Raw genomic sequence first — 23,176 nt, forward strand, 5'->3', positions numbered from 1 at the left:
GGCGAGGACGAGCTCGGGACCGGCTTCGCCGCCGTGGCCGGGGACGCCGCCGAGCTCGGGGAGCTGCTGGACCGGTACACCCAGCCCGCGCCGACGGGCCGCTGAGGGGGCCCGGACCGTGGCCGATCCGGAGAGCTACCGCCCCGCCCGCCAGGACATCCCGACCGACCCGGGCGTCTACCGCTTCCGGGACGAGTACGGGCGCGTGGTCTACGTGGGCAAGGCGAAGAACCTGCGCAACCGGCTCAGCTCGTACTTCGCGCCCCCGCACACGCTCAGCCCCAAGACCCGCGCCATGGTCACCACCGCGGCCGGGGTGGAGTGGACCGTGGTGGGCAGCGAGCTGGAGTCCCTGCAGCTCGAGTACACGTGGATCAAGGAGTTCAAGCCCAGGTTCAACATCGCCTACCGGGACGACAAGTCCTACCCCTACCTCGCCGTGACCATGTCCGAGACGGTCCCGCGCGCCCAGGTGGTGCGGGGGGAGAAGAAGAAGGGCAACCGCTACTTCGGCCCCTACTCCCAGGCCTGGGCGATCCGGGAGACGCTCGACGCCCTCCTGCGCGTCTTCCCGGTCCGCACGTGCTCCAAGGGCGTCTACCGGCGCGCCGAGCAGTCCGGGCGCCCCTGCCTGCTCGGCTACATCGACAAGTGCTCCGCGCCCTGCGTCGGCCGGATCTCGGAGGAGGACCACTACGCCCTCGCCGAGGACCTGTGCCGCTTCATGGCCGGCCAGGCCACCCCGTTCGTCAAGGAGCTGCAGCGGCAGATGCAGGAGGCCGCCGCGGACATGGACTTCGAGACCGCCGCCGCCCGCCGCGACGACATCGCCGCCCTGGAGAAGGCCTTCGAGCGCAACGCCGTGGTGCTCTCCGACAGCACGGACGCGGACTTCTTCGCCCTCGCCGAGGACGAGCTCGAGGCCGCCGTGCAGGTCTTCCACGTGCGCGGTGGCCGCATCCGCGGCCAGCGCGGCTGGGTCACCGAGAAGGTCGAGGAGGCCGACGGCGGACGGCTGCTGGAGCAGCTGCTCGAGCAGGTCTACGGGGAGACGGCCGCGGAGGCCTCCGAGAGCGCCGCGATCGCCGCGGCCGCCGCGCCGCCGGAGCCGCGCGGCTCCAAGCACCGGCCCGCCGCCGAGCTCGCCTACCGCGAGGACGCCATCCCGCGCACCGTGCTGCTCTCCGAGCCCGCCGACAGCGCCGACCGGCTCGAGGAGTGGCTCTCCGGGCTGCGCGGCTCCCGGGTCACCATCGCGGTCCCGCAGCGGGGCGAGAAGGCCCACCTGATGGAGACGGTGCGGGAGAACGCCCGGCAGGCGCTGAAGCTGCACAAGTCCAAGCGCGCCGGGGACATCACCACCCGCTCCGCCTCGCTGCAGGAGCTGCAGGAGGCGCTGGGCATCCCGGTGCCGCTGATGCGCATCGAGTGCTACGACATCTCGCACGTGCAGGGCACCAACGTGGTCGCGTCCATGGTCGTGTTCGAGGACGGGCTGCCGCGCAAGGCGGACTACCGGAAGTTCTCCATCACCGGGGAGGCGGCCCGGGACGACACCGCCTCGATGTACGACGTCATCTCCCGCCGCTTCCGCCGCCACCTCGAGGAGAAGGCCCAGCGGGAGGCCGCCGGTCCCCGCACCGGGCAGGTCGAGGCCGGTGCCGAGGCGCCGGAGCGGGCGCGGTTCGCGTACCCGCCCAGCCTCGTGGTGGTCGACGGCGGCCCGCCGCAGGTCGCCGCCGCGGCCCGGGCGCTGGCCGACCTCGGCATCGACGACGTCCACGTGGTCGGCCTCGCCAAGCGGCTGGAAGAGGTGTGGGTCCCGGACGACGAGTTCCCGGTGATCCTGCCGCGGGCCAGCCAGGGCCTGTTCCTGCTCCAGCGCATCCGCGACGAGGCCCACCGCTTCGCCATCACCTTCCACCGCAAGAAGCGCTCCTCCGCGATGACCGTCTCCGTGCTGGACGAGCTGCCCGGGGTGGGGCCGGCCAAGCAGAAGGCCCTGCTCAAGCACTTCGGGTCGGTCAAGAAGCTCAGAGCGGCCCGGGTGGAGGAGATCGAGCAGGTGCCGGGGTTCGGTCGGGCGCTGTCGGAGAAGGTCGCCGCCGCCCTGCAGTCCCAGCAGGAGGACGCCGCCCCGGCCGTGAACATGACCACGGGCGAGGTGCTCTCCTGAGCCGCCGCCCCGCGTCGTGACGGCCGGCCCGGGCCGCGAACCCGGTTAGGCTGGAACGGACCGCCGCGGGCACGGGCGGCGGGCCACCGTCCCGGGCGGGGCGGCCCGCGGCCGGACGGCACGGGACGGGACGGTCCGGAGCAGAACACGTGAGGGCAGGCCGAGGCAGGACGACGGGAGACGGATCGGACATGAGCGAGCACACCGCCGGCACGGACACGGCCGCGGACGGAACGGACCACGCCAAGCCCACGAGCTCGGAGCTGCTCATCGTCACCGGCATGTCCGGGGCCGGGCGCAGCACCGCCGCCAACGCCCTGGAGGACCTCGGCTGGTACGTGGTCGACAACCTGCCGCCGCAGATGCTGCACACCCTCGCGGACCTCGTCTCCCGCACCCCGCAGGCCCTGCCGAAGCTGGCCGTGGTGATCGACGTCCGCGGCAAGGCGCTGTTCAACGACATGAAGGAGACGCTCGCGGCCCTGGAGGCCTCCGACGTCGACTTCTCCGTGCTGTTCCTGGACGCGGCCGACGAGGTGCTGGTCTCGCGCTACGAGCACCAGCGCCGGCCCCACCCCCTCCAGGCCGGCGGCCGGATCCTGGACGGGATCCGGGCGGAGCGGGCCCTGCTGACGGACCTGCGGGAGTCGGCCGACGTAGTGCTGGACACCTCCGGGTTCAACGTGCACGCCCTGTCCAAGGCCGTGGCCGACCTCTTCTCCACCAACGGGCCCGTGGTGCTGCGCCTGACCGTGCTCAGCTTCGGCTTCAAGTACGGGGTCCCGGCGGACGCGAACTACGTGGCCGACGTCCGCTTCATCCCGAACCCGCACTGGGTCCCGTCCCTGCGGCCCCGCACCGGCAAGGACCCCGAGGTGCGGGACTACGTCTTCCAGGACGAGGGGCCCCGGCAGTTCGTGGACCGCTTCGTCTCGATGCTGGAGCCGGTCTTCGCGGGGTACCGTACGGAGAACAAGCACTACGCCACCATCGCGATCGGCTGCACGGGCGGGAAGCACCGCTCCGTGGCCGTCAGCGAGGAGGTGGCCCGCAGGCTCGCCAAGCTGCCGCTCGTGACCGTCAACATCCAGCACCGGGACGTGGGCCGGGAGTGACCGGCCAGCCCTGACCCCCTTTGGACCCTCGATGACCATTCCCCCCACCGGCGCGTTCCCCCGGCTGCCGCTGAGCAGCCGCGCCGAGGCCGACCCGCACCACACCCCGGACCCGTCCGGGCGGCGCCCCGGCGACGAGAGCCCCTCCGTGGTGGCCCTCGGCGGCGGGCACGGGCTCTCGGCCAACCTCGCCGCACTGCGGCGCATCACCCCGCTGCTCACCGCCGTCGTGACGGTCGCCGACGACGGCGGCTCCTCCGGCCGGCTGCGCGACGAGCTCGGTGTCCTGCCCCCGGGGGACCTGCGGATGGCCCTCGCCGCCCTGTGCGACGACTCGGAGTGGGGCCGGACGTGGCGCGACGTCATGCAGCACCGCTTCAGCAGCGCCTTGGGCCGGGCCACGACCCTGGACAACCACGCCCTGGGCAACCTGCTGATCGTCACGCTGTGGGAGCTGCTGGGGGACCCGGTGGCCGGCCTCGAGTGGGCCGGTGCCCTGCTGGGCGCCCGCGGCCGGGTGCTGCCGATGTCCACGCAGCCGCTGGTCATCGCCGGGGACGTGCCCGGCGCCGGGACCCCCGGCCGCCCGGCGGACCCGGGCGCGGTCCGCACGATCACGGGGCAGGCGGTGCTCGCCAAGCAGGCCGACGTGGGCAACGTGCGCCTCGTCCCGCCCGACGCCCCGGCGTGCCCGCAGGCCGTGGAGGCGGTCGGGCTCGCGGACTGGGTGATCCTGGGACCGGGATCCTGGCACACCTCCGTGCTGCCGCACCTGCTGCTGCCGGAGCTGCGCCGGGCCATCTGCGACTCCGCGGCCCGCCGCTGCGTCACGCTGAACCTGTCCCCGGACACCGAGACCCAGGGCAAGACCGCGGCCGACCACCTGCGGGTCCTGCACGCCTACTGCCCCGACCTGACCCTCGACGTCGTGCTGGCCGACCCCTCCGCCACCGAGGACGGTGCCGACCTCGAGGAGGTCGCCGCGTCCCTGGGCGCCGAGGTCTTCTACGCCGACGTCCGGGCCCACCCCGGCACCGCCGTGCACAACACCCTCCGGCTCGCGGCCGCCTACCAGGAGATCTTCGAGCGCCACCGCTGAGCCGCCCGCACCGCCCCACATCCAGAGTCCCCAGGAAAGGAACCGCGTGGCCCTGACGTCATCGGTCAAGGAAGAACTGTCCCGCCTCGAGATCAAGAAGTCCTCGGAACGGCGCGCCGAGCTGTCGGCCCTGCTGCGCTTCGCGGGCGGACTGCACATCGTCTCGGGACGCATCGTCGTCGAGGCGGAGGTCGACCTCGGCGCCACGGCGCGCCGGGCGCGCCGGGCGATCGCCGAGGTCTTCGGCCACGAGAGCGAGATCGTGGTCGTCTCCGGCGGCGGACTGCGCCGCGGCAGCTCGTACGTGGTGCGCGTCGTCCAGGACGGTGAGGCCCTCGCCCGGCGCACCGGGCTGCTGGACTCGCGCGGGCGCCCGGTGCGCGGGCTGCCGCCGGCCGTGGTCAACGGGGCCGTGGCCGACGCCGAGGCCGTGCTGCGCGGCGCCTTCCTCGCCCACGGCTCCCTCACGGAGCCCGGCCGCTCCGCCGCGATGGAGTTCACCTGCCCCGGGCCCGAGGCCGCCCTGGCGCTGGTGGGCGCGGCCCGCCGGCTCGGGGTGCTCGCGAAGGCCCGCGAGGTCCGGGGGGTGGACCGGGTGGTCGTGCGCGACGGTGACGCGATCGCGGCGCTGCTCACCCGGATGGGCGCCCACCAGACGCTGCTGCAGTGGGAGGACCGCCGGATGCGCAAGGAGGTCCGGGCCACCGCCAACCGGCTCGCCAACTTCGACGACGCCAACCTCCGCCGCTCCGCCCAGGCCGCCGTCGCCGCCGGCGCCCGGGTGGAGCGGGCGCTGGAGATCCTCGGCGACGAGGTCCCCGAGCACCTGCGGCAGGCGGGGGAGCTGCGGCTGTCCAACAAGCAGGCGAGCCTGGACGAGCTCGGCCGGCTGGCCGACCCCCCGCTGACCAAGGACGCGGTCGCCGGCCGGATCCGCCGGCTGCTGGCCATGGCGGACCGCCGGGCCGAGGAGCTGGGGATCCCGGGCACGGACGCGGGGGTGGCCGCGGACGCCATGCCGTCCTGAGCGCCGTCCGAGATGCTGCACCGCCGGGGCCGGCGGGGGAGACCCGCCCGCCCCGGCGTGGTGCGGTCCGGGCTCGATCTGCCTCTCCGTGGGTTTCCGATGCCCTGGACACCAGAATGTGGTTTTGTGTGGGTTTTGGAATGAATTTGGGTTGAATCTTTCATGACCCCAAGACAACCCATCGATAACCACGTAGAATAGACGCGGTTCATCGATCCAGATCCCGACCAACACAGGAGAACCCAGTGACCATTCGAGTGGGAATCAACGGCTTCGGACGCATCGGACGCAACTTCCTCCGCGCGGCGCGCGAGCAGGGCAACAACATCGAGGTCGTGGCGGTCAACGACCTCACGGACCCGGAGACCCTGGTCCACCTCTTCAAGTACGACTCCATCATGGGCCGCTACCCCGGTGAGGTCGCCCTGAACGGCGACGGCATGACCGTCGACGGCCAGCAGATCACGTTCCTCGCCGAGCCGGACCCCGCGAAGCTGCCCTGGGGCGACCTGGGCGTGGACGTCGTCGTCGAGTCCACCGGCCGCTTCACCAACGGCAGCAAGGCCAAGGCCCACCTGGACGGCGGCGCCAAGAAGGTCGTCCTGTCCGCACCGGGCAAGGATATCGACGGCACCTTCGTGCCGGGCGTGAACCTGGACTCCTACGACTCCGCGTCGATGAACATCGTCTCGGCGGCCTCCTGCACCACCAACTGCCTCGCCCCGATGGCCAAGGTGCTCAACGACGCGTTCGGCATCGAGCGCGGCCTGATGACCACCATCCACGCCTACACCGCGGACCAGAACCTGCAGGACGGCCCGCACTCGGACCTGCGCCGGGCCCGCGCCGCCGCCCTGAACATGGTGCCCACCACCACCGGCGCTGCCGCCGCCGTCGGCCTGGTGCTGCCGGAGCTCAAGGGCAAGCTGGACGGCTTCGCCGTGCGCGTCCCGGTGCCCACCGGCTCCGTGGTCGACCTGACCTTCGAGGCGTCCCAGGAGGTCTCCGTCGAGGCCGTCAACGCCGCCATGAAGGAGGCCGCCGAGGGCCCCATGAAGGGCATCGTCAAGTACACCGAGGACCCCATCGTCTCCTCGGACATCCAGGGCGACAGCATCTCCACGATCTTCGACGCCCCGCTGACGAAGGTCATCGACAACCAGGTCAAGGTCATCGCCTGGTACGACAACGAGTGGGGCTACACCTCCCGGCTCGTCAACGTCGTCCAGCACGTCGGCGACCAGCTCTGAGCGGCGGCGGCGCGGCGGCCCCGGGGTAGGGTGAGTGGCATGGCTCATGCACTTGACGAACTGATCGCCGACGGCGTCGCCGGACGCCGCGTCCTGGTCCGCTCGGACCTCAACGTCCCGCTGGACGGCTTCGCGGTGACCGACGACGGACGCGTCCGCGCCTCGCTGCCGGTCATCGAGAAGCTCGCCCACGCCGGGGCCCGCGTCATCGTGATGGCGCACCTGGGCCGCCCGAAGGGGGAGGTCGACCCGAAGTACTCGATCGCCCCCGCCGGGCAGCGCCTGGCCGACCTGGCCGACGTGCCGGTGCGGGTCGCCACCGACGTCGTCGGCCCGGACGCCCGGGACAAGGCCGGAGCCCTGGCCGACGGCGAGGTGCTGGTGCTCGAGAACGTGCGCTTCGACCCCCGGGAGACCTCGAAGGACGACGCCGAGCGCGGCGCCTTCGCGGACGAGCTCGCCGCCCTGACGGGTGAGGGCGGGGCCTACGTGGACGACGCGTTCGGGGCGGTGCACCGCAAGCACGCCTCCGTCTTCGACATCGCCCACCGGCTCCCGGCCTACCAGGCGACCTGGTCAAGCGGGAGCTCGACGTGCTCACGAAGGTCGTCCAGGACCCGGAGCGGCCGTTCGTGGTCGTCATGGGCGGCTCCAAGGTCTCCGACAAGCTCGCCGTGATCGAGAACCTCATCGGCAAGGCCGACTCCCTGCTCATCGGCGGAGGGATGGTCTTCACGTTCCTGGCGGCCCAGGGCCACCGCGTCGGCGGGTCGCTGCTGGAGGAGGACCAGATCGAGACCGTCAAGGGCTACCTCGAGAAGGCCGCCGCCGCCGGCACGGAGATCGTGCTGCCCGTGGACGTCGTGTACGCGGCGGCGTTCGCCGCCGACGCGGCGCACGAGACCCGTCCCGTGGAGGACATCGTGGGCGGCGAGATCGGGGCCTCCGGCCTCGGCCTGGACATCGGCCCCGCCTCGGCGGCGCTGTTCGCCGAGCGGATCAAGGCCGCGCGCACCATCTTCTGGAACGGCCCCATGGGCGTGTTCGAGATGGACGCGTTCGCCGCCGGCACCCGGGAGGTCGCCGAGGCCATCGTCGCCGCGGACGCCATGAGCGTGATCGGCGGCGGAGACTCCGCCTCGGCGGTGCGCAACCTGGGCTTCCGCGACGACCAGTTCGGCCACATCTCCACCGGCGGCGGAGCCTCCCTCGAGTTCATCGAGGGCAAGGAGCTGCCCGGGGTCGTCGCCCTCGGCGCCTGACCCGCACGCACCACCGCGGAAGGGCACCCCGGCCCGCACGGCCTGGGTGCCCTTCCGGCCCAGCGCACCACTGCCGACCCGCACGACGAGCGGCGCACCCGCCGCGGACAGGAGTTCCCCGATGACTTCGCAGACCAACGGACAGTTCGACCGCACGCCGCTGATCGCGGGCAACTGGAAGATGAACATGGACCACGCCCAGGCCATCACGCTGCTGCAGAAGCTCGCGTGGACCCTGGACGACGCCAAGCACGACTACTCCCGCGCCGAGGTGGCGGTCTTCCCGCCGTTCACCGACCTGCGCTCGGTGCAGAGCCTCGTCGACGGCGACGACCTGCGCGTGGTCTACGGCGCCCAGGACCTCTCCGACAAGGACTCCGGCGCCTACACCGGCGACATCTCCGGGCAGTTCCTGGCCAAGCTCGGCTGCACCTACGTGCTCGTGGGCCACTCGGAGCGCCGCACGATCCACGGCGAGACCGACGAGCAGTGCAACGCCAAGATCGGCGCCGCCCACCGCCACGGCCTCGTCCCGGTGCTGTGCGTGGGCGAGGGCCTCGAGGTCCGCCAGGCCGGGGACCATGTCGCGTTCACCCTCGAGCAGCTGCGCGGCTCCATCGCCGGACTCGACGCGGAGCGGGTGGCCGAGCTCGTCGTGGCCTACGAGCCGGTCTGGGCGATCGGCACCGGCGAGGTCGCCGGCCCCGGCGACGCCCAGGAGATGGCCGCGGCCATCCGCGCGGAGCTCGCCGGGCTCTACGACGAGGCGACCGCCGCGAAGACCCGCATCCTCTACGGCGGGTCGGCGAAGGCCGCCAACGCCGGGGCGATCCTGCAGGGCAAGGACGTGGACGGCGTGCTGGTCGGCGGCGCCAGCCTCGACGCGCAGGAGTTTGCTAGCATTGCCAGGTTCGAGCAACACCTCGTGACCGACTGATCACGACCCCCTGACCGTCCGCGCCCCGCCCGGCGCGGCTGCTCGACGGACACCCCGAGGGAAGGCCCCAGTGGAAATTCTGCAGACCGTGCTCCTGGCGATCATCGTGATCACCAGCCTCCTGGCCGTCCTGCTCGTGCTCCTGAACAAGGGCAAGGGCGGCGGGCTCTCCGACATGTTCGGCGGCGGGATGACCCAGTCGCTCAACACCTCCGGGGTGGCCCAGAAGAACCTCATCCGGCTCACCACCGGCACCGCCGTGGTGTGGGCGCTGTCCATCGCTGCCTACGCGCTGGTCATGCGCTTCGCCGAGGTCGCCGCCTGACCCGGTTCCGCACCGGCTGAGCGCGCTCCGCACGCAACCGGCCCCGGGTTCCCGGCCGACCACGACGTTCCGTGATCGGCCGGGGAACCCGGGGCCGGGTCGCTTTACTGGGTGGCGGCGGCCGCCGCTCGAGCCGCCCGAGCGCGTCCCGGGCCACGAGCAGCAGCGTCTCCTCGGTCCCGCGGACCCCGGCGCCGGGCGTGCGCTCCAGCGGGGCGCCGGCCCGCACGGCCGCGACGGCCTCGGCCTTGTCCGCCCCGGCCACCAGGAACCAGACCCGCCGCGCCGCGTTGACGAGCGGCAGGGTCATGCTGATCCGGTCCGGCGGGGGCTTGGGGGAGCCGTGCACCGCGACCACGGTGGCCCCGCTCTCGTGGACGTGCCGCAGGCCGGGGAACAGGGACGCCACGTGGCCGTCCGGCCCCAGGCCCAGCAGGGAGAGGTCGAAGACGGGGAAGGCCTCCGCGCGCTGCTCCGCGTCGGCCGCGGCGGCGAGCTCGCGACGGTAGTCGAGGGCGGCCTCCTCCGCCGTGGCGAACTCGTCGGCGCTGCCCATGTAGTGCACCCGGTCCGGGTTCAGGGTCAGGGCGCCGCCGAGGGCCTCCACGGCCTGGACGCAGTTGCGCTCGGGGCTGTCCTCGGCCACGAACCGTTCGTCCGACCACCAGACGTTCACCCGCGACCAGTCGACCTCGGTGCGGCGGGGCGAGGCGCCGAGCGCGGCGAGCACGGCGGCGCCCATGCTCCCGCCCGTCAGGACGACCGTGGCCTCCCCGCGCTCCTGCTGCGCCTCCGCGAGGACGGCCAGGGCCCGCTCGGCGCTCTCCGCGGCCAGCGTGTCCTTGTCCGGGTGGGGGACCGTCTCGGCTGCGGGGCTCACGCGCGGTCCTCCCCGGGGGCGGTGGATGCGGCCTGCGCGACCGGCTCGGACGCCGGGACAGCGGTCCCGGGGTCCGCCGGGGCGGCCCCGGCCGGGGCCGCCGGCTGTTCCCCGTCGGCCCGGCCGCCGCCGTGCTCGGCCAGGAACCGCGCCGCCCCGGGCGCCAGCTCCCCGGCGGTGTCGACGATCTGGGCGACCCGGACGTCGCGCAGCCCGGTGGTCAGCACCTCGCCGTACACCTCGTCCGGGTCCAGGCGGCGCAGCTCCTCGGCGATGCAGGCGTTGAGGTCCCGCACCGGCATGGCGATCTGCTGGTCCGGCTGGCCCGGCTGGCGGAGCCAGGCGACCGTGCGCCCGGGCCGCTCGAGCACGATCTCGCCGTCGTCCCGCACCAGCGTGACGCGGTCCAGGCGGCGGGGACCGGGGTTGTTCACGAAGGTCACCTCGGCGTCGAGCCGGGTGCCCAGCCAGGTGCCGAGCAGCACCACGCTGGGGGAGCGGCCGCAGCCCTCGACGACGACCTCGCGCACGGGCGCGGGGTCGGCCTGGTCGAGGACCGCCGCGAGCTGGATCCGCCAGTTGGTGACCCGCGTCCAGGCGAGGTCGGTGTCGCCCGGGACGTACCGCCGGTGCAGCTCCGCGAGGGTCTCGTAGGCGTCGTCGCTGCGCGCGGAGTCCATGATCCGGCGGTGGGCGATCCCGGCGATCGAGGAGGTGTGCGGCGAGGGCGGCGGCACGGTGTGCGGCCACCAGGCGACGATGGGCGCGTCCGGCAGCAGCAGCGCCGAGAACAGGGTCTCGGTGGGCTCGGCCAGCTCGCCGTAGCCGTGCAGCACGATCACCTCCGAGGCCCCGGCGTCCCCGCCCATGCGCAGCTGGGCGTCCAGCCGGGTCTCCTCCGACGAGGAGTGCGCCACGTGCACGAGGATCCGGCAGGGATGCTCGTGGCTGGCGAAGTTCGCGGCCTCCAGCGCGGCCTCCGAGTGCCCGGCCTGGGCGAGGATCACGAGCGTGAGCACCCGGCCCAGCGTCACGACGCCGTGCTGGTCCCTCAGCTGGCTCAGCTTCTTGTCGATGGCCGAGGTGGTGGTGTTCTCCATCGAAACGATCACGGTCGCCTCCAGACGCGTCCGTCGCGGGCCAGCAGCTCGTCGGCGGCGTCGGGTCCCCAGGACCCCGGCGCATACGGCTCCGGCTTGATCTCCTGCTCCGTCCAGCACTCCTCGAAGGGGTCGAGGATGCGCCAGGACAGCTCGACCTCCTCGTGGTCCGGGAACAACGGGGGTTCCCCGAGCAGCACGTCGAGGATGAGGCGCTCGTAGGCCTCGGGGCTGGACTCCGTGAACGAGTGGCCGTAGCCGAAGTCCATGGTGACGTCGCGGATCTCCGACTGCGTCCCGGGCACCTTGGAGCCCAGCCGGATGGTCACGCCCTCGTCGGGCTGGATCCGGATCACGATGACGTTCTGCCCGAGCGCCTCGTGCCCGTTGTCCCCGAACAGCAGGTTGGGGGAGTTCTTGAACTGCACCGCGATCTCGGTGACGCGCCGGCCCAGGCGCTTGCCGGCGCGCAGGTAGAACGGCACGCCCGCCCAGCGGCGGTTGTTGATCTCCAGGCGCAGCGCCGCGTAGGTCTCGGTGCGGGAGTCGTCCGGGATGTCCTGCTCCTGGTGGAAGGCCCGCACGCGCTGCCCGCCCTGCAGCCCGGCCTCGTACTGGCCGAGCGCCGAGGCCGCCGCCAGGTCCTCCGGGACCACGACGGAGGCGAGCACCTTGGCCTTCTCCGCGCGCATGTGGTGGGCCTGGAAGGACAGCGGCTCCTCCATGGTGGTCAGGGCCAGCAGCTGCAGGAGGTGGTTCTGAATGACGTCGCGGGCCGCGCCCACGCCGTCGTAGTAGCCCGCGCGGGAGCCGATGCCGATGTCCTCGGCCATGGTGATCTGCACGTGGTCCACGTACCGGGAGTTCCACAGCGGCTCGAACATCTGGTTGGCGAAGCGCAGGGCCAGGATGTTCTGCACCGTCTCCTTGCCCAGGTAGTGGTCGATGCGGAACACCGAGTCGGCCGGGAACACCCGCTCGACGATGGCGTTGAGCTCGGACGCGGAGGCGAGGTCGTGGCCGAAGGGCTTCTCGATCACCACGCGGCGCCACCCGGCGGCGTTCTCGTGCTGGGCGAGCCCGTGGTCGGCGAGCTGCTGGCACACCGTCTCGAACGCCTTGGGCGGGATGGAGAGGTAGAAGGCGTGGTTGCCGCGCGTCCCGGCGTGGACGTCGAGCTCCTTGAGGGTCGCCTTGAGCGCCTCGTAGGCCTTGTCCTCGTCGAACTCCCCGCGCACGAACCGCACCCCGGAGGAGAACTGGCGCCACACGTCCTCCTGGAAGGGGGTGCGGGCGTGGGCCTCGACGGACTCCCGCACGACCTCGCGGAACTGCTCGTGGGACCAGTCGCGGCGGCCGAACCCGACGAGCGCGAACGACGGCGGCAGCAGCCCCCGGTTCACGAGGTCGTACATCGCCGGCAGCAGCTTCTTCTTCGCGAGGTCGCCGGTCACGCCGAAGAGCACGAGCGCCGACGGGGCGGCGACCCGCTCGAGCCGTCTGTCCCTCGGGTCCCGCAGAGGATTGCGGGCATTGTTGTCTGGCAACGGTACTCCTTCACGTCTTTGCGGGCCCGCGGGCGGGCGCCGCCCTCGAGCTCCTCCACGCACAACGGCCGGCGCGGGGCGTCCCGCGCCGACCGTGGCGTCCTCCCATTCTAGGACAGCGTCGCGGGTCGCCCCGCCCGGCTACCGGCCGAGGGCCTCGACCGCCTGCCGCAGCCGCGCCACGCCCTCGGCGCGGTCGGTGAGCCGCAGCCGCAGCACCGGGCGGCCGTGGTCGGCGAGGACCTGGGCGTCCCCGTCGGCCTGCGCGGAGATCAGCTCGCCGAAGCTGAACGGGCTGTCCGGGATGTCCAGGTCCGTCCCCGAGGCGGCGGTGATCTGCAGGTACACGCCCTCGGCCGGGCCGCCCTTGTGGTACTGGCCGGTGGAGTGCAGGAACCGCGGGCCCCACCCGAAGGTGACGGGCCGGCCCGTGGCCCGGGCGAGGAGCGGGCGGACGTCCTCCAGGTCCGCCCAGGTCAGCCGGTCGAAGTAGGCCTGCACGGACAGGTAGCCGGTCTCCGGCAGCTGGGCGAGCAGCCGGCCGAGGGCGTCCTCGACCGTGCGGGTGCCGTCGAGCAGCTCCTGCGCGCCGCGGATCTCCACCGGCCCGTCGACGACGTCGGCCTGCGTCGGCTTCGGCTTGTCCGCGAGCAGCGCCCGGGTCGCGTTCTTGGCCGACTCCACGTCCGGCTGGTCGTACGGGTTGATGCCCAGCAGACGCCCGGCGACCGCGGTGGCGACCTCCCACAGCATCAGCTGCGAGCCGAGGGACCCGGCCACCCGGACGACGTCGCCCTGCGGCGCCTCCTCGGCGTCCTCGGCGACGAGCTCCACCACGAGGACGTCGGCGGCGCCGGCCTCCGGGGCGTCGCCGTCGCCGACGACGACGGGCAGCACGCCCTTGCCCTCCTTGCCCGTGGACTCCGCGATCAGCTGCTCCGCCCAGTCGGCGAACCCGGCGATCCCGGAGCCGAGGTCCCGGAAGACCAGCTTGTTGCGCAGGGGCTCCGTGCCGCCCAGGGCCGCCCCCAGGTGCAGGGCGGGGTTGTCCTCGGCGTCCTCGCGCAGCACCTCGGCGGCCTCGTCGGCGTCGTCCAGCAGCGCCTCCACGTCCACCCCGGCCAGGCCGGAGGGGACCAGCCCGAACGCGGTGAGCGCGGAGAAGCGCCCGCCCACGGTCGGGTCGGCGGTGAAGACGCGGCGGTAGCCGGCCTCCCGGGCCGAGGACTCCATGGGGGAGCCGGGGTCGGTGACCACCACGATGCGCGAGGCGGCGTCGATCCCGGCCTCCTCGAACGCCCGGGCGAAGACCCGGCGGGCCGAGTCCGTCTCCACGGTGGAGCCGGACTTCGAGGAGACCACGATCGCGGTCCGCTCCAGCCGGTCGGCCAGGGCCGCGCCGACCATCTCCGGGTCCGTGGAGTCGAGCACGAACAGCTCGACGCCCGCGGTGCGGGTGATCACCTCGGGGGCCAGGGAGGACCCGCCCATGCCGGCCAGCACGAACCGGTCCACCCCCTCGGCGGCGAACTCCTCCCGCAGGGCGGTGATCTGGGCGACCAGCGGACGGGAGACCTCGGCCGCCTCCACCCAGCCCAGCCGCTTGGCGGACTCCTCCTCGGCCGCGGCGCCCCACAGCGTGGGGTCCTGGGCGAAGAGCTTCGAGGCGAACCCGTCGCCCACGAGCGCGGGGACGTGCCGGTCGACGGCCTCGCGGGCCGCGCCGGAGGTCTGGACGGACAGGGAACTCATGGGTCTCCTTCTTCGGGTCGGGCAGGGCGGTACGGGCGTGGGACGCTCCGGCTCAGCGGGCGTTGTCGAGGGCGGTGCGGACCGTCTCGAGCAGTTCCGCCCAGGAGTCCTCGAACTTGGTCAGTCCCTCGGCCTCGAGCTTCTCCACGACCTCGTCGTAGGAGATCCCCACGCCGGCGATCCGGTCCAGGAGTTCGTTGGACTCCTCGTAGGTGCCGGTGATCGTGTCGCCGGTGATCTCGGCGTGGTCGAAGGTCGCCTCGAGGGTCTTCTCCGGCATGGTGTTCACGGTGTTCGGGGCCACCAGGCCGGCGACGTACAGGGTGTCCGGCAGGGACGGGTCCTTCACCCCGGTCGAGGCCCACAGCGGCCGCTGCGGGTTCGCCCCGGCCGCGGCCAGGCGCGCCCAGCGCTCGGTGTCCAGGGACTGTTCGAAGACCTGGTAGGCGAGGCGGGCGTTGGCCAGGCCGGCCCGGCCCTTCAGGCCCTCGGCCTCCTCGGTGCCGACCGCGTCCAGGCGCTTGTCGATCTCGGCGTCCACGCGCGAGACGAAGAAGGAGGCCACGGAGTGGATCCCGGCCAGGTCCTTGCCGTTCTCCAGGGCCTGCTCCAGGCCCAGCAGGTAGGCGTTGACGACCGCTCGGTAGCGCTCCAGGGAGAAGATCAGCGTCACGTTCACGGAGATCCCCTCGGCGATGGTCGCGGTGATCGAGGGCAGCCCGGCCTCGGTGGCCGGGATCTTGATCAGCGCGTTGTCCCGGCCGATGGTCGTCGACAGGCGCTGGGCCATGGCCGCGGTCGCGTCCGCGTCCTGGGCCAGGCGCGGGTCCACCTCGATGGACACCCGCCCGTCCACGCCCTGGGTGGCCTCGGCGATCGGGGCGAACAGGTCGCAGGCGTCGCGGACGTCGTCGGTGGTGATGGCCAGCACGGCCTCGTCGACGTCGGTGCCGGCCGCGGCGAGCTCCTTGACCTGGTCCTCGTAGGCGTCGTGGGCGGCGAGGGCGGCGGCGAAGATCGTGGGGTTGGTGGTCACGCCCACGACGTCCTTCTCGTCGATCAGCCGCTGCAGCCCACCGGAGGCCAGGCGTTCGCGGGAGAGGTCGTCGAGCCAGATCGAGACGCCGGCGTCGGAGAGCTTCTGGGTGGGGGTGGTCATGTGTGTCAGTCCTCGTGTTCGGGGCAGCGCGTGCGGGGCACGCGCTGCGCGGAAGGTGCTCGGTCGGTGCGCGCCGCGGGTCAGCGGTTCGCGGAGACGGACTCCTGAGCGGCGGTGAGGGAGTCCTGGGCGGCCGCGACCACCGCCTCGGCGGTGATGCCGAACTCGCGGTAGAGGGTCTCGTAGTCGGCCGACTCCCCGAAGTGCTCCAGGGACACCGCCCGCCCGGCGTCGCCGATCAGGTCCCGCCAGGACATGGCGATCCCGGCCTCCACCGAGACCCGGGCCTTCACGGCGGCCGGGATCACGGACTCGCGGTAGTCGGCGTCCTGGGCGTCGAACCACTCCCGGCACGGCATGGAGACCACCCGGGCGGCGACCCCCTGCTCCTTGAGCAGCTCGCGGGCCTCCACCGCCAGGGACACCTCGGAGCCGGTGCCGATCAGCACCACGTCCGGGGTGCCCTCGGAGTCGGCCAGCACGTACCCGCCGCGGGCGGTGCCCTCGGCGGAGGCGAACTTCTCGCCCTCGGCCTCGGGGTGGAGGTCCTGGCGGGCGAAGGTCGGCACGTTCTGACGGGTCAGCGCGATCCCGGCGGGGCGCTCGTGCCCCTCCAGGATCGTGCGCCAGGCGATTGCGGTCTCGTTGGCGTCGGCCGGACGGACCACGTCCAGTCCCGGGATCGCGCGCAGGGCCGAGAGCTGCTCCACCGGCTGGTGGGTGGGCCCGTCCTCGCCCAGACCGATCGAGTCGTGGGTCCACACGTAGATCGAGGGGACCTTCATCAGGGCCCCGAGCCGCACGGCCGGGCGCTGGTAGTCCGAGAAGATCAGGAACGTCCCGGAGAACGCCCTCGTCTGTGAGGACATGGTGATGCCGTTGACGATCGCCGCCGCGGCGTGCTCACGGATCCCGAAGTGCAGCACCCGCCCGTAGGGGTGGCCCGTCCACTTGTTCGTGGAGCGGGCCTCCGGGATGAAGGAGGCCGCGGACTCGATGGTGGTGTTGTTGGACCCGGCCAGGTCGGCCGAACCGCCCCACAGCTCCGGGAACGTCTCGGCGATGGCGTTGAGCACCTTCCCCGAGGCCGAGCGGGTCGCCACGTCCTTGCCCGCCTCGAAGACGGGGAACGCCTCCCGGTGGTTCTCGGGCAGCTCCTCGGCCCGGATCCGGTCGTAGAGGGCCGCCCGCTCGGGGTTGGCCTCCCGCCAGTCGTCGAACTTCTGCTCCCACTCCTGGCGGTAGGAGCTCATCCGGTCCTGGATCCCGCGCGTGTGGGCCAGGACCTCCTCCTCCACCTGGAAGTTCTGCTCCGGGTCGAAGCCGAGGATCTCCTTGGTGGCGGCGACCTCCTCGGCCCCGAGCTTGGAGCCGTGGATCCCGCCGGTGTTCTGCTTGGTCGGGGCCGGCCAGCCGATGATCGTGCGCAGCGCGATCATCGAGGGCTTCGAGGTCTCGGCCTTGGCCGCGCGGATCGCCGCGTAGAGCTCCTCGACGTCCTCGACGTAGTCCCCGGACTTCGTCCAGTCCACCCGGGCCACGTCCCACCCGTAGGCCTCGTAGCGCTTGAGCACGTCCTCGGTGAAGGCCACGTCGGTGTCGTCCTCGATGGAGATGTGGTTCTGGTCGTAGATCACCACGAGGTTCCCCAGCTCCTGCACCCCGGCCAGGGAGGACGCCTCGGAGGTGATCCCCTCCTGCAGGTCGCCGTCGGAGGCGATCACGTACACCGTGTGGTCGAACGGGGACTCCCCGGCCGGGGCGTCGGGGTCGAAGAGGCCCCGGGTGTAGCGCTGGGCGTAGGCGAAGCCACCGCCGAGGCCAGGCCCTGGCCCAGCGGGCCGGTGGTGATCTCCACCCCGGTGGTGTGCCGGTACTCCGGGTGCCCCGGGGTCTTGGACCCCCAGGTGCGCAGCGACTTGATGTCGTCGAGCTCCATGCCGTACCCGGAGAGGAACAGCTGCAGGTACAGGGTCAGGGAGGTGTGCCCGGGGGAGAGGATGAACCGGTCCCGCCCCGTCCACCGGTCATCACGCGGGTCGTGGCGCATCACCTTCTGGAACAGCAGGTACGCCGCCGGGGCCAGGGACATCGCCGTCCCGGGGTGCCCGCTGCCCACCTTCTCCACCGCGTCGGCGGCCAGCACCCGGACGGTGTCCACGGCGCGCTGGTCCTGCTCGGTCCACTTCAGCTTCACATCGAGATCGGTCACGAAAATCGGAGCCCTTTCTGCTGGGAGCCGCTGCCGTGCGCAGCGGACGCCGGTCCCGGACCGGCGGTCTGGGTCCAGCTTAGGTCACACGCATTTCGGTGACGTGACCGGAACCACCGGAACGGGCCTGCCGATCTGCCCGTTCCCGGCATTCCCGGGGCGGGAACGGACAGCGCCACGCGCTATGCTGTATAGGACCTTCTTCCGCGCCCGCAGCTGCTGCGCCGACCGTCGCCGTGTCGGCGACGCGCGGTCGCCGGGCCTCCTCGCGCACCGAGCGGGGGACACCACCGCAACCGGGAGCAATGATTTCGTGAACTCACTCGAGACGTCGAGCACCGCAGGAGGACCGGTCCTCGGCACCGAGCACGAGCGTGGTGCGGCGGCCTCCCGTCCCGGGGGCCGGATGACGTTCTCCCGGAAGCTGCGGGCCTACGTGGCCCTCATGAAGCCGCGGATCATCGAGCTGCTGCTCGTCGCGACCGTCCCCACCATGATCTTCGCCCAGCAGGGCATGCCCGACTTCTGGCTGATCCTCAACACCCTCGTGGGCGGCACGCTCGCCGCGGGGGCCGCCGGGGCGTTCAACTGCTACATCGACCGGGAGGAGGACCGGGTGATGCGGCGAACGGCCAAGCGTCCGCTCGTCACCGGTGAGGTCACCGACCGGGAGGCCCTCGTGTTCGCCTGGGTCGTGGCGCTCGTCTCGGTGGTGTGGCTGGCGGTGGGCGTCAACGTCCTCGCGGGCGCGCTCGGGGCCGCGGCCATCTTCCTCTACGCCGTGTTCTACTCGATCGTCCTGAAGCGGCGCACCGCCCAGAACATCGTGTGGGGCGGGGTGGCCGGGTGCATGCCCGTGCTCATCGGCTGGGCCGCGGTGACGGGCGGCCTAGACTGGCCGGCCCTCGTGCTCTTCCTGTTCATCTTCCTGTGGACCCCGCCGCACTACTGGCCGCTGTCGATGAAGTACGCCGACGACTACTCCCGCGCCGGGGTCCCCATGCTGGGGGCCGTCTCCAGCGCCCGGACCGTGGGCAGCCAGGTGGTGCTCTATGCGTGGGCCACGCTGGTGTGCTCCCTGCTGCTGGTGCCGGTCGGCGGCGCCGGGTGGGTCTACACGCTGACCGCCCTCGGCGCGGGCGCGTGGTTCGTGCGGCACAGCCACAAGCTGCACGCCCTCGCCGTGGCCGGCCGGCCGACCGACAAGCAGGCGATGTACGTGTTCCACGGCTCGATCGCCTACATCACGTTCGTCTTCCTCGCCCTGGCCGTGGACCCGTTCGTGGGCGGCCCCATCCTCTGAGCCCGGCGCTGCGCCCGTGCCGCCCGGGACCGGCCCGTCCCCGGGGCGGTCCTAGGATGGACGCATGCTCAGCATGACCTTCACCGGGCTCGTGGCCTATCCGATCACCCCCTTCCAGCCGGGCGGCCGGCTGGACCTGGAGTCCCTCGAGCGCTACGTCCGCCGGCTGTCCCGCTCCGGGGTGGACTCCCTGGTGGTGCTGGGCAGCTCGGGGAGCTTCGCGTACCTCTCCGGCGACGAGCGGGCCGAGGTCGTGCGCGTGGCGGTGGAGGCCGCCCGCGGCTCCGGGGTGCCGGTGGGCGCGGGGATCTCGGCCATGACCACCCGCGAGGTCCTCGAGATGGCCTACGCCGCCGAGAACGGCGGGGCGGACGGGCTGGTGCTCAACCCCCTGTCCTACATCCCCCTCGTGTCCCAGGAGATCGCCGACCAGGTGGAGACGGTGGCCGCGGCCGTGTCCCTGCCGCTGTGCGTCTACAACAACCCGACGACGACGGGCTTCAGCTACCCGGTGGAGCTCGCGGCCGAGCTGTCCTGGCTGGAGAACGTGAACGCCTTCAAGGACACCGCCGGCACCCCGTGCGAGTACGCCGAGCGGCGGGCCCGGTTCGCGGAGCTCGCCGAGCCGGGGACCGCGCACGGGGTCAGCGGGGAGCGGCTGCTGCACGAGGCGGCGCCGGACGCCGCCGGGTGGCACTCGGGGATCGCGGCGGTGCTGCCGCGCCAGTACGCCGCCTTCCGCGCCGCGGTGGTCGAGGGCGACGAGGAGGCCGTGCGCATGTGGCAGGCCGCTCTGGCCCCGCTGCTGGAGATCCTGCGCCAGGAACGCCCGCTCAGCTCCCTCTACGCCCTCGCGGAGGTCTGCGGGGTGAGCACGGCCCCGCCCCGGCGGCCGCTGCTGCCCATTCCCTCGGCCAGCCGTCAGCGGCTGGCGCAGGCGGTCGAGGAGCTGCTCGACGAGGCCCCCGACGAGCGGGCCTGAGCCCGCTCAGCCGCGGACGGGAGCCTCGGCGACCGGCTGGTCCGGGGCGGCGCGCACGACCGCGTCCGGGGTGCGGGTGAGCGCGAAGCCCTTCTCCACGGTCCGGGCCGCGGCCCAGACCAGCGCCGCGGAGCCCACCAGGTGCAGGGCCACCGCCACGATCGGCAGGCCGTTGAAGTACTGGTAGTAGCCGATCAGCGCCTGCAGCACGAGCACGGCCAGCATCACGTGCAGCGCCGATGCCACGGGCACGGGCCACCGCCGGCGCCGCGCCAGCATCAGCCCCGCGACCACGGTGACGACGATCAGGTACACCGGCACCGCGTGGGCCCGGGTGATCAGGTACGCGTCGAAGGCGTGCCGGGCGCTGGAGTCGTCCCCGCTGTGCGGACCGGTGCCGGTGACCAGGGTCCCCAGGTAGAGGATCAGGGCGGTGAGCACACCGAGGGTCACCACGAGGGCGCGGATCAGGCGCCGCTGGCTCAGGGCCTGGCCGGGGCGCTCGGCGTCGCGGACGGCCGGCAGGGAGCGTCTGCGGGTCCGGTTCACCAGAACGGCGGACAGGGCGATCATCGCGCTGGAGATCAGGTAGTGGATGCCCACGAGCCACGGGTTCAGGCCGGTGTGGACGACCACTCCTCCGACCACGGCCTGCAGCGGGATGGCCAGACCGAGCACCAGGGCGATGAGCATCAGGTCCCAGTGCCGGTGGCCCAGCCGCAGCACGGCCAGGAACGTCAGGACCGCCACGAGCGCGAGCACGAAGGTGAGCAGCCGGTTGCCGAACTCGATCACCCCGTGCAGGCCCATCTCGGCGGTGTTCGTCCAGGACTCGTCCGTGCAGCGGGGCCAGGTGGGGCAGCCCAGGCCGGAGCCGGTGAGCCGCACCAGCCCGCCGGTGAGGATCAGCAGCGAGTTGGCCAGCAGGGAGGCCACCGCCATCCACCGCACCCACGGGGTGATCCGGGTCGGCATCAGGAACCTGCCGTCCGCTCGGACGTCGGCGTCGGTGGGGTCGCTGGCGGGGGTCATGGCTTCACTTCCGGACGGAGGGCGGCGGGCGCGATTGCCGTCCCAGTTTATCCGCCTTCGCCCCGCTCCGCGCACGGGCGGGAAGCGCACGGACGGGGGAGCGGCGCCCCCGGGCAACGGGGCGGCGGCTCCCCGGCATCCCGGGCGGCAGCCCGGCGGCACCCCGGCCGTCCCGCTCGCCGGGCCTTCCGCGCCGCTGGGCGGCGCGCCGTCCCGTCCGGGACCGGACCGGCGGTCAGCTCCAGCGGAACCAGCGCACCGCGGCGACCCACGCGGCGGCGGCCCAGACGGCGAGCACCAGCAGCGGCAGCAGCGTGGGCCCACCCGTGAGGAAGATCTCCCGCATCGCGGTGCCCAGCGCCCCGGAGGGCAGCAGGTCCACCAGCCAGGACAGCGCCGGCGGCAGCGTGCGGGAGGGGAACAGGGTCCCGCCGACCGCCGCGAGCACCACCCAGACGAGGTTGGTCACGGCCAGGGTCGCCTCGGCGCGTACGGTGCCGGCCAGCAGCAGGCCCAGCCCGGTGAAGGCGGCGGCGCCGAGCAGCAGCACCGGCACGGAGACGAGCACCGCCACCGGGTCCGGGCGCCACCCCAGGGCGGCGCCGAGGGCCCCGACGAGCACGTACTGCACCGCCAGCACGGCCACGATCGCCACCAGCTTGCCGGTGATCAGCCCGCCGCGGCCCAGGGGCGTGGTCGAGAGGAAGCGCAGCACGCCGTAGCGGCGGTCGAAGCCGGTCTGGATGCCCTGGCCGGAGAACGCGTTGGAGAGCACGCACAGGGTGAGCACGCCCGGCACCGCCACGTCCACGCGGGTGAGCCCCCGCGGGACGTCGGCGTCCAGCAGGTCGGTGAGGGTCAGCGCCACGAGCGCCATCAGCGGCAGGATCACCAGCAGCAGCAGCTGTTCGCCGTTGCGCAGCATGGTCAGGGCCTCGTAGCGGGACTGCGCGGCGACCCGCCGGGCCAGGGGGGCTGGGTCCGAGCGCGGGGGCGTGGCGCGGGGCTGGGCGGGTGCGGTCATCGGATCTCCCGTCCGGAGATGTCGAGGAAGACGTCCTCGAGGGTGCGGGGCTGCAGGGACAGGGACTCGGGCAGGGTCCCGGTGGCCGTGAACCAGCGGGTCACCGTCTCGAGCTGTCCCGGGGTGAGCCGGCCGGTGAGCGTGACCGTGCGGTCGGAGCGGTTCGCGTGCACGTCCTCGAACCCGGGTCCCTCCCACGGGAAGGGACCGGCCCCGGACTGTTCGGGGGTCAGGGTCAGGGCCAGCACGGCCGGGGCGTCCGCGCCGGGGGCCACCAGCTCGGCCACGGAGCCCTGGGCCATGACCCGGCCGTGGTCGACGATGTAGACCTGGTCGGCCAGCCGCTGGGCGTCGTCGAGCAGGTGCGTGGTCAGGATGATGCACACGCCTTCGCGGCGCAGCTGCTGCACGAGGTCGAAGACGATGTTGCGGGACTGCGGGTCCATCCCGGCCGAGGGCTCGTCCAGGAACAGGACCTCCGGATTGCCCGCCAGAGCGGCCGCCAGGGCCACCCGCTGGCGCTGGCCGCCGGAGAGGCGGCGGACCACCGTGCGGTCGAAGCCGTTGATGCCGAGCCGCTCCAAGAGCGCGTCCATGTCCCGCGGGCTGCGGTAGAGGGAGGCGACGTGCCGCAGCAGCTCCAGCGGGCGCACCGCCTGCGGCAGTCCGCCCTCCTGGAGCATGACGCCCACCCGGGCGCGCAGTTCCGGACCGGCCTGCCACGGGTCCTGCCCGAGCAGCCGGACGCGCCCGCCGAGGGCCGCTGCAGGCCCTGGGCGCACTCCAGGGTGGTGGTCTTGCCCGCGCCGTTGGGCCCGAGCAGCGCCGTGATCTCGCCGTGCCGGGCGGTCAGGGAGAGGCCGTCGACGGCGTGCACCGCGTCCGCCCCCTGCTCCGGACCCCGGCGGGGGCGTCGTCGGCGGGCGGGGAACTGTTTGACGAGGCGCTCGATCGCCAGCGCGGGCGAGGACGCGGGGGGACTGTGGGCGGGCAC

At 73.0% G+C, this 23,176-nt stretch carries 16 protein-coding genes and 4 pseudogenes; 10 read left to right on the forward strand and 10 right to left on the reverse strand.

All coding sequences use genetic code 11. From position 1 onward, the window contains the following. Window positions 1–118 precede the first annotated feature (118 nt). The 8 genes and pseudogenes from uvrC to secG all read left to right on the forward strand — a co-directional run bounded on the left by uvrC (window position 119) and on the right by secG (window position 9,191). Entirely contained in the window at window positions 119–2,176 is a 2,058-nt protein-coding gene (gene uvrC, locus BJF77_RS09040; RefSeq protein WP_047805024.1) for an excinuclease ABC subunit UvrC, read from the forward strand. A gap of 191 nt (window positions 2,177–2,367) precedes the next feature. Further along, window positions 2,368–3,291, forward strand: a complete 924-nt coding sequence (gene rapZ, locus BJF77_RS09045; protein ID WP_075871939.1) for an RNase adapter RapZ — start codon at window positions 2,368–2,370, stop codon at window positions 3,289–3,291. A 31-nt stretch (window positions 3,292–3,322) separates the two neighbouring features. Beyond that, entirely contained in the window at window positions 3,323–4,390 is a 1,068-nt protein-coding gene (gene yvcK, locus BJF77_RS09050; RefSeq protein WP_075871940.1) for a uridine diphosphate-N-acetylglucosamine-binding protein YvcK, read from the forward strand. A 46-nt stretch (window positions 4,391–4,436) separates the two neighbouring features. Continuing rightward, entirely contained in the window at window positions 4,437–5,417 is a 981-nt protein-coding gene (gene whiA, locus BJF77_RS09055; RefSeq protein ID WP_047805027.1) for a DNA-binding protein WhiA, read from the forward strand. Between the two features lie 245 nt (window positions 5,418–5,662). Further along, a complete protein-coding gene (gene gap / locus BJF77_RS09060; protein ID WP_075871941.1) occupies window positions 5,663–6,667 on the forward strand; it encodes a type I glyceraldehyde-3-phosphate dehydrogenase in 1,005 nt (334 codons plus the stop codon). Window positions 6,668–6,706: 39 nt separating this feature from the next. Then, window positions 6,707–7,929: pseudogene (pgk, locus tag BJF77_RS09065) on the forward strand (phosphoglycerate kinase). A gap of 121 nt (window positions 7,930–8,050) precedes the next feature. Further along, a complete protein-coding gene (gene tpiA, locus BJF77_RS09070) occupies window positions 8,051–8,866 on the forward strand; it encodes a triose-phosphate isomerase (protein ID WP_075871942.1) in 816 nt (271 codons plus the stop codon). A gap of 70 nt (window positions 8,867–8,936) precedes the next feature. Next, the gene (gene secG, locus BJF77_RS09075; protein ID WP_047805031.1) at window positions 8,937–9,191 is read left to right on the forward strand and encodes a preprotein translocase subunit SecG; all 255 of its coding nucleotides are present in this window, start codon (window positions 8,937–8,939) and stop codon (window positions 9,189–9,191) included. On the opposite strand, the gene pgl is transcribed toward secG, so the two are convergent. From pgl to tkt, 6 genes and pseudogenes are all read right to left on the reverse strand, one after another. Then, window positions 9,163–10,071, reverse strand: coding sequence for a 6-phosphogluconolactonase (pgl, locus tag BJF77_RS09080; protein ID WP_083665051.1), 909 nt, complete (start codon window positions 10,069–10,071; stop codon window positions 9,163–9,165). The two genes, secG and pgl, sit on opposite strands and share 29 nt — an antisense overlap. Window positions 10,072–10,280: 209 nt before the next feature. After that, window positions 10,281–11,183 (reverse strand): annotated as a pseudogene (locus BJF77_RS09085) (glucose-6-phosphate dehydrogenase assembly protein OpcA); the annotation flags it as partial. After that, window positions 11,180–12,718, reverse strand: a complete 1,539-nt coding sequence (gene zwf / locus BJF77_RS09090) for a glucose-6-phosphate dehydrogenase (protein WP_075871943.1) — start codon at window positions 12,716–12,718, stop codon at window positions 11,180–11,182. The pseudogene BJF77_RS09085 and the gene zwf, both read right to left, overlap by 4 nt. Window positions 12,719–12,859: 141 nt before the next feature. Then, window positions 12,860–14,470 (reverse strand): hypothetical protein, encoded by a 1,611-nt coding sequence (locus tag BJF77_RS09095; RefSeq protein WP_075871944.1) that lies wholly within the window; start codon window positions 14,468–14,470, stop codon window positions 12,860–12,862. 52 nt (window positions 14,471–14,522) lie between these two features. Continuing rightward, entirely contained in the window at window positions 14,523–15,629 is a 1,107-nt protein-coding gene (gene tal, locus BJF77_RS09100) for a transaldolase (protein ID WP_075871945.1), read from the reverse strand. Window positions 15,630–15,709: 80 nt separating this feature from the next. Next, window positions 15,710–17,841 (reverse strand): annotated as a pseudogene (gene tkt / locus BJF77_RS09105) (transketolase). A 406-nt stretch (window positions 17,842–18,247) separates the two neighbouring features. Between tkt and BJF77_RS09110 the strand changes: the two are divergent. After that, window positions 18,248–19,144 (forward strand): heme o synthase, encoded by an 897-nt coding sequence (locus BJF77_RS09110; RefSeq protein WP_075871946.1) that lies wholly within the window; start codon window positions 18,248–18,250, stop codon window positions 19,142–19,144. 64 nt (window positions 19,145–19,208) lie between these two features. Next, on the forward strand, window positions 19,209–20,126 hold the full coding sequence (locus BJF77_RS09115; protein WP_075871947.1) for a dihydrodipicolinate synthase family protein: 918 nt from the start codon (window positions 19,209–19,211) through the stop codon (window positions 20,124–20,126). A 6-nt stretch (window positions 20,127–20,132) separates the two neighbouring features. Here BJF77_RS09115 and BJF77_RS09120 read toward each other — a convergent pair whose 3' ends face one another. From BJF77_RS09120 to BJF77_RS22600, 4 genes and pseudogenes are all read right to left on the reverse strand, one after another. Continuing rightward, window positions 20,133–21,158, reverse strand: coding sequence for a heme A synthase (locus BJF77_RS09120; protein ID WP_075871948.1), 1,026 nt, complete (start codon window positions 21,156–21,158; stop codon window positions 20,133–20,135). Window positions 21,159–21,393: 235 nt separating this feature from the next. Beyond that, a complete protein-coding gene (locus tag BJF77_RS09125) occupies window positions 21,394–22,182 on the reverse strand; it encodes an ABC transporter permease (RefSeq protein WP_075871949.1) in 789 nt (262 codons plus the stop codon). Continuing rightward, on the reverse strand, window positions 22,179–22,694 hold the full coding sequence (locus BJF77_RS22595) for an AAA family ATPase (RefSeq protein WP_369821382.1): 516 nt from the start codon (window positions 22,692–22,694) through the stop codon (window positions 22,179–22,181). The genes BJF77_RS09125 and BJF77_RS22595 overlap by 4 nt, the downstream gene beginning before the upstream one ends. Further along, window positions 22,692–23,176: pseudogene (locus BJF77_RS22600) on the reverse strand (ATP-binding cassette domain-containing protein); the annotation flags it as partial. The pseudogene BJF77_RS22600 and the gene BJF77_RS22595, both read right to left, overlap by 3 nt.

The organism is Kocuria sp. CNJ-770, from assembly GCF_001942375.1.
GTDB classification, from domain to species: Bacteria; Actinomycetota; Actinomycetes; order Actinomycetales; family Micrococcaceae; genus Kocuria; species Kocuria oceani.